The organism is Alistipes finegoldii DSM 17242 (assembly GCF_000265365.1).
GTDB lineage: Bacteria > Bacteroidota > Bacteroidia > Bacteroidales > Rikenellaceae > Alistipes > Alistipes finegoldii.
Map to the genome: position 1 here is coordinate 2,207,387 of NC_018011.1, position 17,153 is coordinate 2,224,539.

Here is a 17,153-nt window from a genome sequence, read left to right on the forward strand (position 1 = left end):
CCGCCGCCCTTCGGGCCGCATGCGCTGCGGTTTTGCGCCGTTTCGCGCGCCGCGGCTTCGGCCGGCGGCGCGTGAATGACGCCGTATGGGTATTCCGCTTATTTTACGGGCAGCACCTCGATCCAGTAGTCGTCGGGATCGCTGATGAAATAAAGCCCCATGTCGTGATTCTCGTAACAGATGCAGCCCATGGCGCGGTGGTATTCGCGGACGGCGTCGTAATCGCCCGCCACGCGCATGCAGAGATGGCTCTCGTTTTCGCCCAGTTCATAGGCGCCGGCGTGGTCGCGCAGCCATGTCAGTTCGAGGCGGAATCCCGTCTCCCCGTCGCCCAGATAAACCAGTATGAAGCTTCCGTCGCCCGCTTCCTTGCGGCCTGTTTCTTTCAGGCCCAGCGCCTTGTCGTAAAATTGGAGACTGCGTCCGAGGTCGGTGACGTTGATGTTGAAATGGTCGAATCTGCTTTTGATTTCCATAATTACCGGATTTAGTGCTGCGCAAAATTACACAAATATCCCAAAATCCGCATACGCGCCGCGCATAATAAATTTTGGCCGTAATTCTTAATTTTTAATTCTTAATTTTATACCTTTGCACCACGAACGAAAAATAATAACGAAAAATTCATATGGGAAGAGCTTTTGAGTATCGCAAAGCGCGTAAAATGAAGCGTTGGGGACATATGGCCCGCACGTTCACCAAACTGGGAAAAGAGATCGAGATCGCGGTCAAGGCCGCCGGACCCGATCCTTCGGGCAACACCCGTCTGCGTATTCTGATGCAGAATGCCAAGGCCGAGAACATGCCCAAGGAGAACGTCGAACGCGCCATCAAGCGCGCCACCGAGAAAGATGCCGCCGATTACAAGGAGGTCATCTACGAAGGATACGGCTCGCACGGCATCGCATTCCTCGTGGAGACCGCGACCGACAACACCAACCGCACCGTGGCCAACGTGCGCATGTATTTCAACAAATGCGGCGGTACGCTGGGCAACAGCGGCAGCGTGGCGTTCATGTTCGACCACAAGTGCGTCTTCAAGTTCCGCCCGGCCGAAGGCGTCGATATGGAGGAGCTCGAACTGGAGATGATCGATCTGGGTGTGGACGAGTTCTATCCCGAAGAGGACGGCGTTACGGTTTACGCCCCCTACGAGTCGTTCGGCGCCATTCAGAAATGGCTTGACGACAAGGGGTACGAGATCGTGTCGGGAGAGTCGGTTTACCTGCCCACCGATACGAAGGAACTGGACGCCGAAGGCCGCGAGTCGATCGAGAAACTCGTCGAGAAACTCGAAGAGGACGACGACGTGACCAACGTTTACCACAACATGAAGGAGGTCGAGGAGGAGTAGTTTCCCGCCTCAGGACGATACGGTCCGCCCCGAACGGCAAGCCCGTCCGGGGCGGATTTTGTTTTGCGGCCGTTTGTCCTTATCTTTATATTCCTGAAAGGGGCGCCCGTAATAATTGTAGCTTATGATTCGTGCCGATTTACATATTCATTCGCAATACAGCAGCGACGGAGAGTTCCGTCCCGCCGACATCGTCGGCAAATGCGCCGCCGGGGGCGTTGACCTCTTCGCCTTGACGGACCATAACACCGTGCGGGGGCTGGACGAAGCCTGCGACGGGGCTTTGCACGCCGGATTGGAGTTTGTGCCGGGTATCGAGATCGATTGCAGCTTCGAGGGTACGGACCTGCATCTGCTGGGCTATGGCATCGACTGGAAGTCTCCCGATTTCCGTGCGCTGGAAGAGACCGTCGCCGCCAAGGTCATGGCGTCGTTCGGCGAGACGGTCGGGAAGCTCCGTCGGCTGGGCTTCGCCGTCGATGAGCAGGCCGTGCTGGCCGCCGCGGCGGGCAAACTGCCGACGATGGAGCTGATCGCCGAAGTGATGCTCTCCGACGCCGCGTGCGATACGCCGCTGCTGGCTCCCTACCGGGAGGGCGGCGTGCGCGGAGATATGCCCTATATCAACTTTTACCTCGACTTCGGCGCGCAGGGCAGGCCCGCTTTCGTCCCGATGGAATATATGAACTTCCGCGACGCCGTCGAGCTGGTTCGCGACAACGGGGGCGTGCCGGTGGTCGCGCATCCCGGACTCAATCTGCGGGGCCGGGAGCGTATCGTCGAGAAGTTGCTGGAGCGCGGGGCCGAGGGATTGGAAGTTTTCAATAATTACCACGATGATCGGCAGATCGCCTATTTCGCGCCGCTGGTCCGGCGCCGTGGGGCCTTGATGACCTGCGGCAGCGATTTCCACGGCAAAACCAAGCCCCTGATCCATGTCGGGCGGTTCGGATGCGACGCGCGCTGGGAATCCTCTCTTGCCGATTCGGTCGCGCGGCTCGCGAAAGGCGTGTGAAAATCCGGATTCGGTGGCGCGTCAATCTTCGAACGCGACGAACCTCCGCCCGTCGGTCAGGCAGCAGGGGCAGTAGGAATCGCTGCACCCCGCCGGATAGATGTTGCCGCAGGTCGGACAGACCAGATAGCCTTTCGGGGCGTTGTCTGCCGTAGCGTCCGGCCGACTGTTTTCCGAACCTTCTGCTGTTCCGCGTCCTGAAGCGCGGGCCGTCCCGTTCGCCGGGGCGCCTGCCGTGCCATTATTTGCCCTCCTGCCGGCGATGTTGCCCTGTGTGCCCGCAGGTCTGTTGGCCGCCAGCCGGCGGCGGCAGGTCTCCATCAGCGCCAGATGCCGCATGTCCCCGGACCTCGCCCAGATCAGCACGCGGGCCGCATAGCGGTTGCCGCTTTGCAGGGCGCGCTCGATGTCGTCTGCATGCAGCCCCTCCGGCGGACGGCGTGCGAAGTCGATGCTCCGGCGCAGGTTGTCGTCGGTCGTGCCGTGGAAGACGGTGACTCGCTCCGGCGGTGCGTAGCGGCCGCCGAGCCGGACGATGGCGTTGGCGCAGTTGTACTCCTGAAGTCGCTCGGCGTGGGCCATGGCCCGGAACAGCCGTTCGGCGTCGTGCTCCCGCTCTTGCCGGGCGATGCCCGCGAAATGGTCGTACTGTGCCGATTTGACGTGCTTGCGGCGGCTGCATGCGTCGAGGTCCGACAGCACGCCGGCCCATTTGTCCTGCCGTGTCGTCGTTCCCTCGCGCGTCGCGGCGTAGTACATCCCTGCGAGGATGACTGCCGATGCCGCGAACAGCAGCAGAACCAATAACGGACGTCCTTTCATAATCATATCGACGGTGGAATAAATTTCCGGAAGCATTTTTTGTGCCAACGGGAAGCTGTTTTTCATGGACGGCCCCGGTAGATTCGGGCAAAATAAAAAGGCGGAGTCCGGAGACTCCGCCTTCTTGCCTTATGTGCGACTGTTACAGCCGTGCCTTGATGGCTTTCGAAGCCTCTTCGTAGCCGGGTTTGTCCAGCAGGGCGAACATATTCTTCTTGTACGCCTCCACGCCGGGCTGGTCGAACGGATTGACGCCGAGGATGTAGCCGCTGATGCCGCAGGCGCGCTCGAAGAAGTAGAGCAGCGAGCCGACGGCATGCGCGTCGATCTGCGGAATCTCGATGCGGATGTTCGGGACGCCGCCGTCCACGTGGGCCAGCTGCACGCCCAGCTCGGCCATGCGGTTTATCTCCGAAATGCGCTTGCCTGCGAGGAAGTTGAGGCCGTCGAGATTCTCTCCGTCGGCTTCGACGACTACCTTGCCGGCGGGTTCGGCGACCGAAATGATCGTTTCGAACAGCGTGCGTTCGCCGTCCTGAATATACTGTCCCATCGAGTGCAGGTCGGCCGTCAGCGTCACGCTGGCCGGGAAGATGCCCTTGCCGTCCTTGCCTTCGCTCTCGCCGTAGAGCTGTTTCCACCACTCGTTGATGTATTGGAGCTTCGGCTCGTAGGAGCCGAGAATCTCGATCTTCTTGCCGCCTTCGTACAGCTCGTTGCGCACGGCTGCGTAAACTGCCGCCGGGTTCTTTTCGAACGGCGTGCCGTCGGCCGTCGCGCGCTCCATCTCCTGCGCGCCGCGCACCAGTGCGGCGATGTCCACGCCGGCGGCCGCCAGCGGCAGCAGGCCCACGGGAGTCAGCACCGAGAAGCGTCCGCCCACGTCGTCGGGAATGACGAACGTCGGGTAGCCCTCGTTGTCGGCGAGCGTCTTCAGCGCGCCGCGCGCCTTGTCGGTGATGGCCACGATGCGCTCGGCGGCTTCCTGCTTGCCGTAACGCTTTTCGATCTCGGCTTTGATCAGGCGGAAGGCGATGGCCGGTTCGGTCGTGGTTCCCGACTTGGAGATGACGATCGTGGCGATCGAGTACTCCTTCACGGCTTCGAGCAGTTCGTGGGTGTAATCCTCCGAGATGTTCTGGCCTGCGAACACCACGACGGGTTCCGTTCGCTTCTTGTGCAGGAACTTGAACGAATCGCTCATGGCTTCGAGCACGGCCTTGGCGCCCAGATACGAGCCGCCGATGCCGATGCAGATGATCACTTCGGCCTTCTCGCGGAGCTTCGCGGCCTGCTTCTCGATGGCTTCGATCCGGTCGGGCGTGATCGACGAGGGCAGGTGCACCCAGCCGAGGAAGTCGCTGCCGGCGCCCTTGCCCGATTCGAGCAGGGCGTTGGCCGCCTGCGCCTTGGCCTGCATTGCGGCCGAAACCGTAACGCCCGTTTTGGAGATGTCTAATTTCAGAGTTTCCATGTTATTGTCAAATTAATTTGGATGTCAGTTCTTTCATGCACTTGCGCGCCGAAGCCCCTTGGTAGAGCACGTTGTAAACCATTTCGGCGATCGGCATTTCGATCTTGTGGCGGGCGTTGATGTGACGGATGCAGTCGGCGGCGAAGTAGCCTTCGGCGACCATCGTCATTTCGTTGAGGGCGCTTTTGACCGTGCAGCCGTGGCCGATGAGCAGTCCCAGCCGCCGGTTGCGGCTGTAGACCGAGTAGCAGGTCACCAGCAGATCGCCCAGATAGCCCGACACCAGCGTGTCGCGCTCGGCCGGATAGCTCTCTTCCAGAAAACGGCGCATCTCTCCGGCGCTGTTGGCGATCAGCACCGCGAGGAAGTTGTCGCCGTAACCCAGCCCGACGGCGATGCCGACCGAGAGGGCGTAGATGTTTTTCAGGATGGCGGCGTACTCGATGCCGTACAGGTCGGTCGAGTAGCTCAGGTGAATGTAGTCCGTGGCGAATTTCTCGCCCAGCATCTGGGCGTTCTCCGGGTCGGTGCAGACCACCGTGAGGTAGGAGAGCTTGCCGCGCGAGACCTCCTCGGCGTGCGACGGGCCGGTGATGATGCCGATCTGTTTGTACGACAGGTCGTAGCGGTCGTGAACGTATTCGACGATGGTCTTGTAGTCGCCGGGAACGATGCCCTTGATGGCCGAGACGACGAATTTGTCCTGCAGCGAGACCGTCAGCGGTTCGAGGAACGTCTTGAGGTAGGCCGACGGAGTGGCCAGAATGACGATGTCGGCTTCGCGGACCACCTCGTCGAGGTCGTCGGAGGGGGCGATGCGCCGGCGGTCGAACTCCACGTCGCTCAGATAGCGGGGGTTGCGGCCTTCGCCGAGCAGTCCTTCTAGCACTTCGGGATTGCGGACGTACCAGCCTACGCGGGCTTCGTTCGCGGCGAGCAGCCCCACGATGGCCGTCGCCCAGCTGCCGTAGCCGATCACGGCGCAGCGGGCCTCTTTTCCGATTTTGTATTCCATGTAAGGATCGATTGTTTCGGTCTACAAATGTAATCAAAAAAAATAATAAAAAAATGTAAAAATATCCCTCGCTTTTTGTTACCTTTGTCCGGATATGTCGCCTTACGGCGGAAGCCCCGGCGGGAGGTTAGGCCGGGCGAGATACAGAACGTTGATTATAAAATAATTAAGGAAATATAACAGTTGGGTGTAGCACTATGGGAATTTTTTCACTGACACAGGAGCTGGCCATCGACCTCGGTACGGCCAACACGCTGATAATCTACAACGGCAAGGTCGTGGTCGATGAACCGTCGATCGTGGCGCTCGACGTGCATACGGGCAAGGTCGTGGCCATCGGCCATCAGGCGCGCCAGATGCACGAGAAGACCAACCCTAACATCAAGACGATCCGGCCGCTGAAGGACGGCGTGATCGCCGATTTCAACGCCACGGAGCTGATGCTGCGCGGCATGATCAAGAAAGTCAAGACTTCGGGCAGTCTCTTCGCCCCCTCGCTGCGTATGGTGATCTGCATTCCGTCGGGTTCGACCAACGTCGAAATCCGCGCCGTGCGCGACTCCGCCGAGCATGCCGGCGGCCGCGAGGTCTACATGATCTACGAGCCGATGGCCGCGGCGCTGGGCGCCGGTCTCGACGTCGAGGCTCCGGAAGGCAACATGGTCATCGACATCGGCGGCGGCACGTCGGAGATCGCCTGCATCTCGCTGGGCGGCATCGTCTGCTCCGAGTCGATCAACACCGCCGGCGACGTCTTCACCAACGACATTCAGAGCTACGTGCGCCAGCAGCACAATATCCGTATCGGCGAACGTACGGCCGAAGCCATCAAGTGTTCGATCGGTGCGGCCGTCTCCGATCTGGACGAGGAGCCCGAAGACTTCGTGGTGACGGGTCCCAACATGCTGACGGCCCTGCCCCAGACCGTGTCGCTCAGCTACAGCGAGATCGCCTATGCGCTCGAAAAGTCGCTCACGAAGATCGACGCCGCACTGATGAAGGTGCTCGAATCGATGCCGCCCGAACTGTATGCCGACATCGTGAAGAACGGCATCTATCTGGCCGGCGGCGGCGCCCTGATCAAGGGGCTGGACCGGCGCCTGAACGAGAAAACCGGCATCCCGTTCCACATCGCCGAAGACCCTCTGCGCGCCATTGCGCGCGGTACGGGCATCGCGCTGAAGAACATCAACCGCTTCTCGTTCTTAATGAAATAGTTGTAACGCACTCCGGCCGGGCCGGAGGTGAGAGGTGAATAAATGAATACGGATTGCGGGCATAGTGTCCGCAATCTTAAATTAACGAGAAACCGTGCGCAAGCTCTTAGAGTTTATCCGAAGCATCTATGTCATGGTGCTCTTCGTCGTGCTCGAAGCGATAGCCGTCAGCTATTACGCCCACTCGACCTACTACACGCAGGCCCGGCTGCTGGCGCGTTCGAATCAGGTGGTCGGCGGCGTGCACGGCATGTTCGCGGGCATCCGGCATTACTTTTCGCTCGGACGCGAGAACCGCGACCTGCTCGCGCACGTGGCCGAGATGAAAGAGCGGCTGGCCGTGTACGAGGAGGCCGAGACCGCCGCGCGGCTGGACAGCTACATGCAGGACGTCGGAATCTCGAAATACCGCGTCATCACCGCCTCGGTGGCTTCGAATACGGTCAACCGTGCGCAGAACCTCGTCGTTCTCAACCGCGGCCGCCGCGACGGAGTGGCCGAGGAGATGGCGCTGCTGGCGTCCGACGGCTCGATGGCGGGCTATGTGGTCGATTGCACGGAACGCTATTCGGTGGCGATGTCGGTGCTCAACACTTCGTTCCGCGCCAGCGGCAAGTTGGTGGGCTCCGATTATTTCGGTTCGATCTACTGGGACGGCGCCGACCCTCACACCGTGGTGCTGGACGAACTGTCGAAGTACGCCGATCCGCAGCCCGGACAAGAGGTCGTGACCACGGGCTTCTCGCAGTATTTTCCCGCCGACGTGCTGATCGGCTGGGTTGAAAGCGCCGAGCTGAACGAAACCCGCACGGCTTTCAAGGTGCGCGTGCGGCTGGCGGCCGAAATGTCGCGCCTGACGGATGTGATTCTGGTCGAGAACCGCGACCTGACCGAAATCCGCGATTTGCAGAACAGTGAAAAAGTAGAACAACATACCCGGCTGAACTAAATGCACAGAACGCTTCCATACATTTCGCTCTTCGTCGTGACGGTGCTTTTGCAGGTCTTTCTGTTCGACAACCTGTCGATCAGCATCTACCTCAATCCGCTCGTCTACGTGGCGTTCGTCGCCCTGCTGCCGCTGGATACGCCGCCCGTGGTGCTGCTCGCATCGGGACTGGCCATGGGCGTGACGATGGATTTCGCCATGGGAGCCGCGGGCGTGAACACCATTGCCACGCTGCTTGTCGCCTTCGTGCGTCCGGCGCTCCTGCGGACGCTGTATACCCGTGACGATCTCCGCGAAGGCGGCGTCCCCTGCGCCGGGCGGCTCGGACGGCGCGTATTCCTGAATTACCTGATCGTGCTGGTGCTCCTGCACCATGCCGTATTCTTCTCGCTTGAGGCCCTTTCGTGGATGCACCTCGTGCGTACATTGGTGCGTATCGTCGTCAGCGGCGCCGTGTCGGTGGCCTTTATCTGGATTATCGCCCGTATTTTCACCGCAAAACTTCCCGTGCGCGTATGAGAGATTCCGAAGGTTTCGTCCGGATGCGCACCCTGCAGTGCGTGGTGCTCTTCGTCTTCCTGCTGATCGGGGGCCGTCTGGCCTATATCCAGCTTATCGACTCGCGCTACAACGAACTGGCCAAAGCCAACGTGCTGCGCCATGTGGTGCAGTATCCGCCGCGCGGCGAAGTCTTCGACCGCAACGGGGAGTATCTGGTCCAGAGCCGCGAGTGCTATGACCTGATGGTGATCTACAGCGAGATCGACAAGAAGGGCTTCGACACCCTGCGCATGTGCGAGGTGCTGGGCCTTTCGCGCGAAAAGCTCGAAAAGGAGCTTGCCAATGCCCGGATGCGCCCCCGTGCGCCCCGCGTGGTGACGAGCTATATCTCCAAGGAAGACAAGCTGCGTTTCGACGAATGCAACTTCCGGGGATTCTATGCCGTCTACCGTACGGTCCGCCGTTATCCCCGCAAGGTGGGCGGCAACCTGCTGGGATTCGTGGGCGAGGTGAACGCCGATTTCCTGAAGCGCCACCCGGACTATAAGTCCGGCGATTACGTGGGTATGAGCGGCGTGGAGTCGGCTTACGAACCCCTGCTGAAAGGCCGGAAAGGCGTGAAGATTCAGGAGATCGACACCCACGGGGCGATCAAGGGTTCCTATATGAACGGCGTTTACGACTCGCTGCCCGAACCGGGGCGCTACCTCGTCAGCACGATCGACGCCCGCCTGCAGCTGCTGGGCGAGGAGCTGATGCGCGGCAAGGTCGGGGCGGCCGTGGCGATCGAACCTTCGACGGGCGAGATACTGATGATGGTCTCCTCGCCGACGTACGATCCCGACGAACTGGTCGGCCGGGAGCGCGGCAACAACTACATGAAGATGATCTACAACAAGCGGCATCCGCTTTTCAGCCGTGCCGTGAAGGCCAAATACCCGCCGGGATCGACCTTCAAGCTCGTGCAGGGCCTGATCGGGCTGCAGGAGGGCGTGCTCAGGCCCTCGGACCTGCACGTCTGCCACGAAGGCTATCAGGTCGGCCGCCGGCGCATGAAATGCCATGCCCACGCTTCGCCGCTGGACCTGCGCTTCGCCGTGGCGACCTCGTGCAACGCCTATTTCTGCTATGTCTTCCGCGACATTCTCGACAACCGCAAATACGAGAGCGTGAAAGACGGTTACGACGTCTGGAAAGAGTATGTCGAGAGTTTCGGTTTCGGCCGCAAACTCGGCTCCGACTTCCTCGACGAGGGCAACGGCTACGTGCCCGACCGCTCGTACTACGACCGCCAGTACAGGGGTTCGTGGAATTCGCTGACGGTCATTTCGCTGGCCATCGGTCAGGATGCGCTGGGCTGTACGCCCTTGCAGCTGGCCAATCTCGCGGCCATCGTCGCCAACCGGGGCTACTACTACATTCCGCATATCGTCAAGAAGATCGAGGGGCAGGATTCGCTCGACCGCCGTTTTTACGAACGCCACTATACCAAGGTCGATCCCAAGCACTTCGAACCGATCGTCGACGGCATGTGGCGGGGCGTCAACGTCGGCGGCACCTCCACGGCGGCGCGTCTGGAAGGACTCGACGTCTGCGGCAAGACCGGTACGGCCGAGAATCCCCGCGGCCGCGACCACTCGACCTTCCTCTCGTTCGCGCCCAAGGACAATCCGAAGATCGCCATTTCGGTCTATGTCGAAAACGGCGGTTTCGGCGCTTCGGCGGCCCTGCCGATCGCCAGTCTGCTGGAGGAGTACTACCTGACCGACACGATCCGCCGTCCGGCCCTGCTGGAGCATATCAAGAATATGAACATCTATTACCCTTCGTATGACCGCTAACCGCCATAGTATCTTTTACGGAGTGGACCTCTGGACGGTCCTGCTGTACGTGCTGATCGTGCTGGCGGGGTGGGTGTCGATCACCTCGGCGTCGTACGACGAGGGCACGGCCGATATCTTCTCCTTCTCGCACTTCTACATGAAGCAGCTGATGTGGATCGGCGTGGCGTGGACCACGGCGCTCGTGGTGCTGCTGCTCGACGAACGGTTCTACCATATGTTCGCCTATCCGGCCTATTTCGCGGGATTGGCGCTGTTGCTGGGCGCGCTGTTGTTCGGCCGCGAGGTGAACGGTGCCAAGGCGTGGTTCGAATTCGGTTCGTTCCGCCTGCAGCCCGTCGAATTCGTGAAGATCGCCACGGCTCTCGCGCTGGCCCGCGTGATGAGCGCCTACTCCTTCTCGATCAACCGTCCGGGCGATCTCTTCAAGGTGGGCGTGGTGATCTGCATCCCGCTTTTCATCATCATCCTGCAGAACGACACCGGTTCGGGCATCGTACTGGGCTCGTTCCTCTTCGTGCTTTACCGTGAGGGACTCAACAAGTGGCTCTGCATCCCGGTGCTGCTGATCGCCGCGCTGTTCATCGTGTCGTTCCTGCTTTCGCCCATGACGCTGCTCGTGTCGATCATTCTGGTCTGCACGCTCTCCGAAGCGATGATGACCGGGGAGTGGCGCTCGCGCCTGATCTATCTGGCGTCGCTGGCGCTGGCGAGCATCCTGCTCTGCATGACGATGGCGCTCGTCGCGCCCGGCGTGATGGACCTGCACGCCTGCCTGCTGACCGTGACGCTGCTGTCGCTGGTCGGCGTGCTCGTCTATGCCTTCCGCATGAACCTGAGCAGCACCCTGATTACCGTGGGGCTTTTTCTCTGCACGATGATCTTCCTCCCCACCACCGACTATATCTTCAATTCGATTCTCAAACAGCACCAGCGCGACCGCATCCTGAGTTTTCTGGGCATCATCAGCGATCCCCTCGGCACGGACTACAACGTCAATCAGTCGAAAATCGCCATCGGTTCGGGCGGGTTCTGGGGCAAGGGATTCCTCGAAGGCACGCAGATCAAGTACGGCTTCGTGCCCGAACGGCATACCGACTTCATCTTCTGTACGGTAGGCGAAGAGTGGGGCTTTCTGGGGACGATGGTCGTGCTGGCCCTGCTCTGCATGCTGATCCTGCGCCTGATGCGCATGGGCGAACGGCAGCAGGAGCCTTTCGGCCGGATTTACTGCTACTGCGTGGCCGCGATCCTGTTGTTCCACGTGCTGGTGAACGTGGGCATGACCATCGGCCTGATGCCTGTGATGGGCATTCCGTTGCCGTTCATGAGCTATGGCGGTTCGTCGCTTATTGCGTTTACCATTTTGTTGTTCATCGCCGTGCGGCTCGACGCTTCGACGCGGCAGTTTTCCCTGAATTAAATACTGCATACCAATGATCCGTTACAATCCCAAAGGTTTATCCTCGCAAGAGGCCGCAGACAGCCGGCGGACGCATGGCGACAACGTCATCACGCCGCCCAAAGACGATTCGGCATGGAAGCTTTTCGTCGAGAAGTTCAAGGACCCGATCATCCGCATTCTGCTGCTGGCCGCGGTGCTGTCGCTTGCCATCGGGTCCGTTCACAAGGATTTCACCGAGTCGATCGGCATCATATGCGCCATTATTCTGGCGACCTGCGTCGGGTTCTGGTTCGAGTGGGACGCCATGCGGCGTTTCCGCCGGCTGAATCAGGTCAACGACGATATTCCGGTCAAGGTGATGCGCGACGGCTCGATCCGCGAGATTCCCCGCCGCGACGTGGTCGTGGGCGACGTGGTCTATATCGAAAGCGGCGAAACCGTGCCCGCGGACGGCGAGCTGGTCGAAGCTGTGTCGCTGCGCATCAACGAATCGACCCTCACGGGCGAACTGGAGGTGGATAAAACCGTCGACGAGGCGCATTTCGATTCCGAAGCGACCTATCCTTCGAACGTCGCACTGCGCGGTACGACCGTGGCGGACGGTTACGGCGTTCTGGTTGCGACGGCCGTGGGTGATGCGACCGAAGCGGGCCGCGTCACGGAGCAGGCGACCGTCCAGAGCGACGAGCAGACGCCGCTCAACCGCCAGCTGACGCGCCTCTCGAAACTCATCGGCCGGGCCGGCATTGCGCTTGCGGTCGCTATTTTCTGCGTCATGCTCGGCAAGGCGGTCTTCGTCGGGAGCTTGTTCGAGCGCGACTGGCTCGAAATATCGCAGCAGGTGCTGCACATTTTCATGGTCTCGGTGGCCATCATCGTGATGGCCGTTCCCGAAGGACTTCCGATGAGCATTACGCTGTCGCTGGCGATGTCCATGCGGCGCATGCTCAAGACCAACAACCTCGTGCGGCGCATGCACGCCTGCGAAACGATGGGCGCCGTGACGGTCATCTGCACCGACAAGACCGGCACGTTGACCCAGAACCGGATGCACGTGCAGGAACTGGTGCGTTACGATGCGCTTCCGGCGCATGATTTCGCCGAGATCGTGGCCGCCAACTCCACGGCTTTCCTCGACGCTTCGGGCGCCGTTATAGGCAACCCGACCGAGGGCGCCCTGCTGGAGTGGATGCGCTCGCAGGGCGAGGATTACGAACCCCTGCGCTCGGAGGCGAAGATCGTCGACCGGCTTACCTTCTCGACCGAACGCAAATATATGGCGACGATCATCGAAAGCGGCGTTTCGGGCCGCCGGATCGTCTGCGTCAAGGGTGCGCCCGAAATCGTGCGCGCCATGTGCGCTCCCGACGGCAAGGATACGCAGGTCGCCGAGCAGCTGGCCGGGTTTCAGGGCCGCGCGATGCGTACGCTCGCCGTGGCGTGGGCCGAAACCGCCGAGGACGACTGTCTGCGTGCCGTAGCGGCGTCGCAGCTGCATTTTTCGGGTGTGGCGGCTATCTCCGATCCGGTGCGCGAGGATGTCCCCGACGCCGTGCGGCGCTGCTTGAACGCCGGGATAGACGTCAAGATCGTCACGGGCGACACTCCCGCTACGGCGCGCGAGATCGCCCGCCAGATCGGCTTGTGGGACGACGCCCGCGACAACGACCGCAACTACATGACCGGTACGGAGTTCGCGGCGATGAGCGACGATGAGCTGCTCGGACGCGTGCGGGAACTGAAGATCATGTCGCGCGCCCGGCCGCTCGACAAACAGCGGCTCGTGCGTCTGTTGCAGCAGTGCGGCGAGGTGGTGGCCGTGACGGGCGACGGTACGAACGACGCCCCGGCGCTCAACTTCGCCAACGTGGGGCTTTCGATGGGATCGGGCACCTCCGTTGCCAAGGACGCCAGCGACATCACGCTGCTCGACGATTCGTTCGCTTCGATCGCGACGGCCGTCATGTGGGGCCGCTCGCTTTACCGCAACATCCAGCGTTTCGTACTTTTCCAGCTGACGATCAACTTCGCGGCGATCGTGATCTGCTTCGTCGGCGCGGTTTTCGGCACCGACATGCCGCTGACGGTGGTGCAGATTCTCTGGGTCAATATCATCATGGACACCTTTGCGGCGATGGCGATGGCCTCGCTGCCGCCCAATCCCGAAGTGATGCTCGAAAAACCCCGTCCGCGCGACGAGTTCATCATTACGCCCGGCATGGCCCGCACGCTCTTCATCTGCGGCGGCATCATGGTCGCCGTCCTGCTGGGCATGCTCTTCTGGTGGACGATCACCGCAGGCGGACTCACCGTGCGCCAGCTGACGCTTTTCTTCTCGACGTTCGTTTTCCTGCAGTTCTGGAACATGTTCAACGCCAAAGGCTTCGAGACGCGCCATTCGGTCTTTACCTGCCTGCGCGGGTGCCGTGAGTTTTTCCTCATCCTGCTGGCCATCGCCGCGGGACAGGTGCTCATCGTCGAGTTCGGCGGCGAGGTGTTCCGCACCGAGCCGCTTGCGTGGCGCGAATGGGCGGCCGTCATCGGCTGCACCTCGCTGCTGGCTATCGGCGGCGAAGCGATTCGTGCCCTGCGGCGAAAACGTTGAACGACTGGCTCTGGATGAAGAGATCTTTTTTGCTTTGTCTGTCGGCGGTGTTCCTGATTTCCGGTCCTGTCTCGGCGCAGATTAAAGACAGTCTGGGCAACGAGTGTCTGATCCCTGCGGCGGAAAGTTCTTTCTCGCAGTATGTGGACCGCCGGACTTCGACCAAAGGTTACCGCATGACCTTCGTCGCCGTGCCGCTGATTCTGGGCGGAGCCGTGGTGTCGCTTTACGATACCGACTTCCGCCGTCTGCGCAACGGTTACGTCAGGTCGTTCCACCACGATTACGACGATTACCTGCAATATGCGCCCGCAGCCCTGCTGGTCGGGATGAAGGTCTGCGGCATCGAAAGCCGCAGCTCGTGGGGACGCATGCTGGTCTCCGACGCTTTCTCCGCCGGGCTGATGGCCGCGGCGGTCAATTCGCTGAAGTACTCCTTCCGCGTGATGCGTCCCGATGGCTCCACGCGCAATTCGTTCCCTTCCGGCCATACGGCGACCGCCTTTATGACGGCGACGATGCTGCATAAGGAATACGGGCACCGCAGTCCGTGGTACAGCATCGGCGGCTATACGCTGGCGACCCTCACGGGCGTTACGCGGCAACTGAACAACCGCCACTGGATGAGCGACGTCATGGTAGGCGCGGGTATCGGCATCCTCGCCACCGAATTCGGCTATTTCCTCGCCGACCTGATATTCAAGGAGAAGGGGCTTAAGGTCCGCGAAACATACGTCGTTTTCGACCGCTACCGGCATCCGTCGTTCGTCGGGTTTTCCGTCGGGCTGACGGTCATTCCCGGCTCCTATACGCCTTATGCGGGGATGCACACCGATTTCAAAGTCGGACCGACGGTCGGCGTGCAGGGTGCATGGTTCGCCTCGCCCTATGTCGGCGTGGGTGGGCGGTTTGCGGTGACGAATCTGGAAATGAACGTAAACGGCGTCCCGCAGAACGATGAATTCGAGTGCTGTTCCGTGACGGCAGGTCCCTATTTTTCCTATCCGCTCTCGACGCGCTGGCGCATCGGCTCGAAGCTTCTCTGCGGTTATGAGCATTATAAACCTTACACTACTTCCGGCTACAGGATCGAAGGCCGGGGCGGATTTACGGTCGGAACGGGCTTTTCGTCCACCTATCTGGTCAATCGCAATCTGGGCGTGCGCTTTACAGCCGACTACGACGTCGCTCCGCCGCTCGTTTCCTCTTCCTGCGTAGCGATGCACAAACTGACGCTGGGCATGGCCGTAAGTGCGATGTTCTGAGATCTTGAATCCCCTAAAATATGGACGCGAATCACGGCTGGGGATTCGCTTTTGTGTTCCGGATATTTTTGCGTTTCGCCGAAAAAACAGCCCTGTAATCCGTCAGGATTGTATATGATATACCCCTTTCTCCCGGGCCAGTGTGATAAGGGGTATATTTCATGGACATTGACCGGGGCGAAAACCGGGCTTGAATGTGAAAACTGCGGTGCGGAATATTTGGGAGGCAGGTGCGTGAAGTGACGGGAGGGGGAAAATAAAGAGACCGAAAATGATTTTCATTTTCGGTCTCTTTTATTAGGCAGTTAATTTACAGCACACCCTGCTCGACCATCGACTTGGCGACTTTCATGAAGCCCGCGATGTTGGCGCCCTTCATGTAGTTGATGAAGCCGTCCTTCTCGGTGCCGTATTCCAGACATGCGTGGTGGATCGACGACATGATCTGATGCAGCTTGGCATCGACCTCCTCGGCCGTCCAGTTGTATTTCTGCGAGTTCTGGCTCATTTCGAGTCCCGACGTCGCTACGCCGCCCGCATTGACGGCCTTGCCCGGTCCGTAGGGGATTTTCGCCGCGATGAAGGCGTCGATCGCTTCGGGGCGGCAGCCCATGTTCGAGACTTCGGCCACGATCTTCACGCCGTTGGCCAGCAGTTTCTTGGCGTCCTCGCCGTCCAGCTCGTTCTGCGTGGCGCAGGGCATGGCGATGTCCACCTTGACCTCCCACGGTTTCTTGCCGGCGAAGAATTGCGCGTTCGGGAACTTATGGACGTAAGGCTCGACCACGTCGTTGTTCGAAGCGCGCAGTTCGAGCATGTAGGCGATCTTTTCGGCGTCGAGACCTTCGGGATCGTAGATGTAGCCGTCGGGGCCCGAAATCGTCACGACCTTGGCGCCCAGCTCGGTCGCCTTCGTCGCCGCACCCCACGCCACGTTGCCGAAGCCCGATATGGCGATGGTCTGGCCTTTGATGTCCATGCCTGCCTTTTCGAGCATCTGGCGCAGGAAGTAAACCGCGCCGAAGCCCGTCGCTTCGGGACGAATCAGCGAACCGCCGTAAGTCATGCCCTTGCCGGTCAGTACGCCCGTATTCTCGCGCGCCAGCTTGCGGTACATGCCGTAAAGGTAGCCGATTTCGCGGCCGCCCACGCCGATATCACCGGCCGGAACGTCTGTTTCGGGACCGATATGACGCCACAGTTCGACCATGAAGGCTTGGCAGAAGCGCATTACCTCGCGGTCCGACTTGCCTTTGGGGTTGAAGTCCGAGCCGCCCTTGGCGCCGCCCATCGGAAGCGTCGTCAGCGCATTCTTGAAAATCTGCTCGAAACCGAGGAATTTCAGGATCGAGGGATTCACCGAGGGGTGGAAACGCAGACCTCCCTTGTAGGGACCGATCGCGTTGTTGAACTGCACGCGGTAACCGGTATTGACCTGCACCTCGCCCTTGTCGTCTACCCAGACCACCTTGAAGGTAAAACTGCGGTCAGGCTCCACGATGCGCTCTGCGATACGGTTGGCCTCGAATTCCGGATGCTGGTTGTAGGTTTCCTCTACCGTCATGAGAACTTCGCGCACGGCCTGCAGGTATTCGCTTTCGCCGGGATGCTTGCGCTCAAGTTCCGCCATTAATTTGTTTACGTTCATATTGCCTGAAGTTTTAAAGGTTGTTTCTTTATTACAAATATA

The 17,153-nt window shown here is 60.4% G+C and carries 14 protein-coding genes; 9 read left to right on the top strand and 5 right to left on the bottom strand.

What is annotated here, in order from left to right; genetic code table 11:
• Positions 1 to 98: 98 nt before the first annotated feature.
• On the bottom strand, positions 99 to 476 hold the full coding sequence (locus ALFI_RS09635) for a VOC family protein (protein ID WP_014775671.1): 378 nt from the start codon (positions 474 to 476) through the stop codon (positions 99 to 101).
• 152 nt (positions 477 to 628) lie between these two features.
• On the opposite strand from ALFI_RS09635, the gene ALFI_RS09640 reads away from it, so the two are divergent.
• Together ALFI_RS09640 and ALFI_RS09645 are read left to right on the top strand one after the other, a co-directional pair.
• On the top strand, positions 629 to 1,354 hold the full coding sequence (locus ALFI_RS09640) for a YebC/PmpR family DNA-binding transcriptional regulator (RefSeq protein WP_009596327.1): 726 nt from the start codon (positions 629 to 631) through the stop codon (positions 1,352 to 1,354).
• A gap of 124 nt (positions 1,355 to 1,478) precedes the next feature.
• On the top strand, positions 1,479 to 2,369 hold the full coding sequence (locus tag ALFI_RS09645) for a PHP domain-containing protein (RefSeq protein WP_014775672.1): 891 nt from the start codon (positions 1,479 to 1,481) through the stop codon (positions 2,367 to 2,369).
• A gap of 21 nt (positions 2,370 to 2,390) precedes the next feature.
• On the opposite strand, the gene ALFI_RS09650 is transcribed toward ALFI_RS09645, so the two are convergent.
• From ALFI_RS09650 to ALFI_RS09660, 3 genes are all read right to left on the bottom strand, one after another.
• Positions 2,391 to 3,197 carry a rubrerythrin family protein gene (locus ALFI_RS09650; protein WP_244264960.1) on the bottom strand — a complete coding sequence of 269 codons (807 nt, stop codon included), beginning with the start codon at positions 3,195 to 3,197 and terminating at the stop codon, positions 2,391 to 2,393.
• 136 nt (positions 3,198 to 3,333) lie between these two features.
• Positions 3,334 to 4,665, bottom strand: coding sequence for a glucose-6-phosphate isomerase (locus tag ALFI_RS09655; protein WP_014775673.1), 1,332 nt, complete (start codon positions 4,663 to 4,665; stop codon positions 3,334 to 3,336).
• Between the two features lie 7 nt (positions 4,666 to 4,672).
• Positions 4,673 to 5,680, bottom strand: coding sequence for an NAD(P)H-dependent glycerol-3-phosphate dehydrogenase (locus tag ALFI_RS09660; RefSeq protein WP_014775674.1), 1,008 nt, complete (start codon positions 5,678 to 5,680; stop codon positions 4,673 to 4,675).
• A gap of 197 nt (positions 5,681 to 5,877) precedes the next feature.
• On the opposite strand from ALFI_RS09660, the gene ALFI_RS09665 reads away from it, so the two are divergent.
• From ALFI_RS09665 to ALFI_RS09695, 7 genes are all read left to right on the top strand, one after another.
• Entirely contained in the window at positions 5,878 to 6,897 is a 1,020-nt protein-coding gene (locus tag ALFI_RS09665) for a rod shape-determining protein (RefSeq protein ID WP_009596510.1), read from the top strand.
• A gap of 94 nt (positions 6,898 to 6,991) precedes the next feature.
• Positions 6,992 to 7,846, top strand: coding sequence for a rod shape-determining protein MreC (gene mreC / locus ALFI_RS09670; RefSeq protein ID WP_014775675.1), 855 nt, complete (start codon positions 6,992 to 6,994; stop codon positions 7,844 to 7,846).
• Positions 7,847 to 8,365 (top strand): hypothetical protein, encoded by a 519-nt coding sequence (locus ALFI_RS09675; RefSeq protein ID WP_009596503.1) that lies wholly within the window; start codon positions 7,847 to 7,849, stop codon positions 8,363 to 8,365.
• The gene (locus ALFI_RS09680) at positions 8,362 to 10,188 is read left to right on the top strand and encodes a peptidoglycan D,D-transpeptidase FtsI family protein (RefSeq protein WP_014775676.1); all 1,827 of its coding nucleotides are present in this window, start codon (positions 8,362 to 8,364) and stop codon (positions 10,186 to 10,188) included. The genes ALFI_RS09675 and ALFI_RS09680 overlap by 4 nt, the downstream gene beginning before the upstream one ends.
• The gene (rodA, locus tag ALFI_RS09685) at positions 10,178 to 11,611 is read left to right on the top strand and encodes a rod shape-determining protein RodA (RefSeq protein ID WP_014775677.1); all 1,434 of its coding nucleotides are present in this window, start codon (positions 10,178 to 10,180) and stop codon (positions 11,609 to 11,611) included. Before ALFI_RS09680 ends, rodA begins: the two co-directional genes overlap by 11 nt.
• A gap of 13 nt (positions 11,612 to 11,624) precedes the next feature.
• Positions 11,625 to 14,198, top strand: a complete 2,574-nt coding sequence (locus ALFI_RS09690) for a calcium-translocating P-type ATPase, PMCA-type (RefSeq protein ID WP_014775678.1) — start codon at positions 11,625 to 11,627, stop codon at positions 14,196 to 14,198.
• Positions 14,199 to 14,212: 14 nt separating this feature from the next.
• Positions 14,213 to 15,463, top strand: coding sequence for a phosphatase PAP2 family protein (locus tag ALFI_RS09695; RefSeq protein ID WP_042494033.1), 1,251 nt, complete (start codon positions 14,213 to 14,215; stop codon positions 15,461 to 15,463).
• A gap of 310 nt (positions 15,464 to 15,773) precedes the next feature.
• Here ALFI_RS09695 and gdhA read toward each other — a convergent pair whose 3' ends face one another.
• Positions 15,774 to 17,111: an NADP-specific glutamate dehydrogenase gene (gene gdhA / locus ALFI_RS09700; protein ID WP_014775680.1), complete on the bottom strand. Its 1,338-nt coding sequence runs from the start codon at positions 17,109 to 17,111 to the stop codon at positions 15,774 to 15,776.
• Between the last annotated feature and the right edge of the window lie 42 nt (positions 17,112 to 17,153).

Bases quoted from the DNA above. Each gene is read 5' to 3' on its own strand.
- gdhA (WP_014775680.1), bottom strand. From the start codon at position 17,111: ATGAACGTAAACAAATTAATGGCGGAACTTGAGCGCAAGCATCCCGGC.
- ALFI_RS09660 (WP_014775674.1), bottom strand. From the start codon at position 5,680: ATGGAATACAAAATCGGAAAAGAGGCCCGCTGCGCCGTGATCGGCTAC.
- ALFI_RS09665 (WP_009596510.1), top strand. From the start codon at position 5,878: ATGGGAATTTTTTCACTGACACAGGAGCTGGCCATCGACCTCGGTACG.
- rodA (WP_014775677.1), top strand. From the start codon at position 10,178: ATGACCGCTAACCGCCATAGTATCTTTTACGGAGTGGACCTCTGGACG.
- ALFI_RS09675 (WP_009596503.1), top strand. From the start codon at position 7,847: ATGCACAGAACGCTTCCATACATTTCGCTCTTCGTCGTGACGGTGCTT.
- ALFI_RS09635 (WP_014775671.1), bottom strand. From the start codon at position 476: ATGGAAATCAAAAGCAGATTCGACCATTTCAACATCAACGTCACCGAC.
- ALFI_RS09655 (WP_014775673.1), bottom strand. From the start codon at position 4,665: ATGGAAACTCTGAAATTAGACATCTCCAAAACGGGCGTTACGGTTTCG.
- ALFI_RS09680 (WP_014775676.1), top strand. From the start codon at position 8,362: ATGAGAGATTCCGAAGGTTTCGTCCGGATGCGCACCCTGCAGTGCGTG.
- ALFI_RS09645 (WP_014775672.1), top strand. From the start codon at position 1,479: ATGATTCGTGCCGATTTACATATTCATTCGCAATACAGCAGCGACGGA.
- ALFI_RS09640 (WP_009596327.1), top strand. From the start codon at position 629: ATGGGAAGAGCTTTTGAGTATCGCAAAGCGCGTAAAATGAAGCGTTGG.
- ALFI_RS09695 (WP_042494033.1), top strand. From the start codon at position 14,213: ATGAAGAGATCTTTTTTGCTTTGTCTGTCGGCGGTGTTCCTGATTTCC.
- ALFI_RS09650 (WP_244264960.1), bottom strand. From the start codon at position 3,197: ATGATTATGAAAGGACGTCCGTTATTGGTTCTGCTGCTGTTCGCGGCA.
- ALFI_RS09690 (WP_014775678.1), top strand. From the start codon at position 11,625: ATGATCCGTTACAATCCCAAAGGTTTATCCTCGCAAGAGGCCGCAGAC.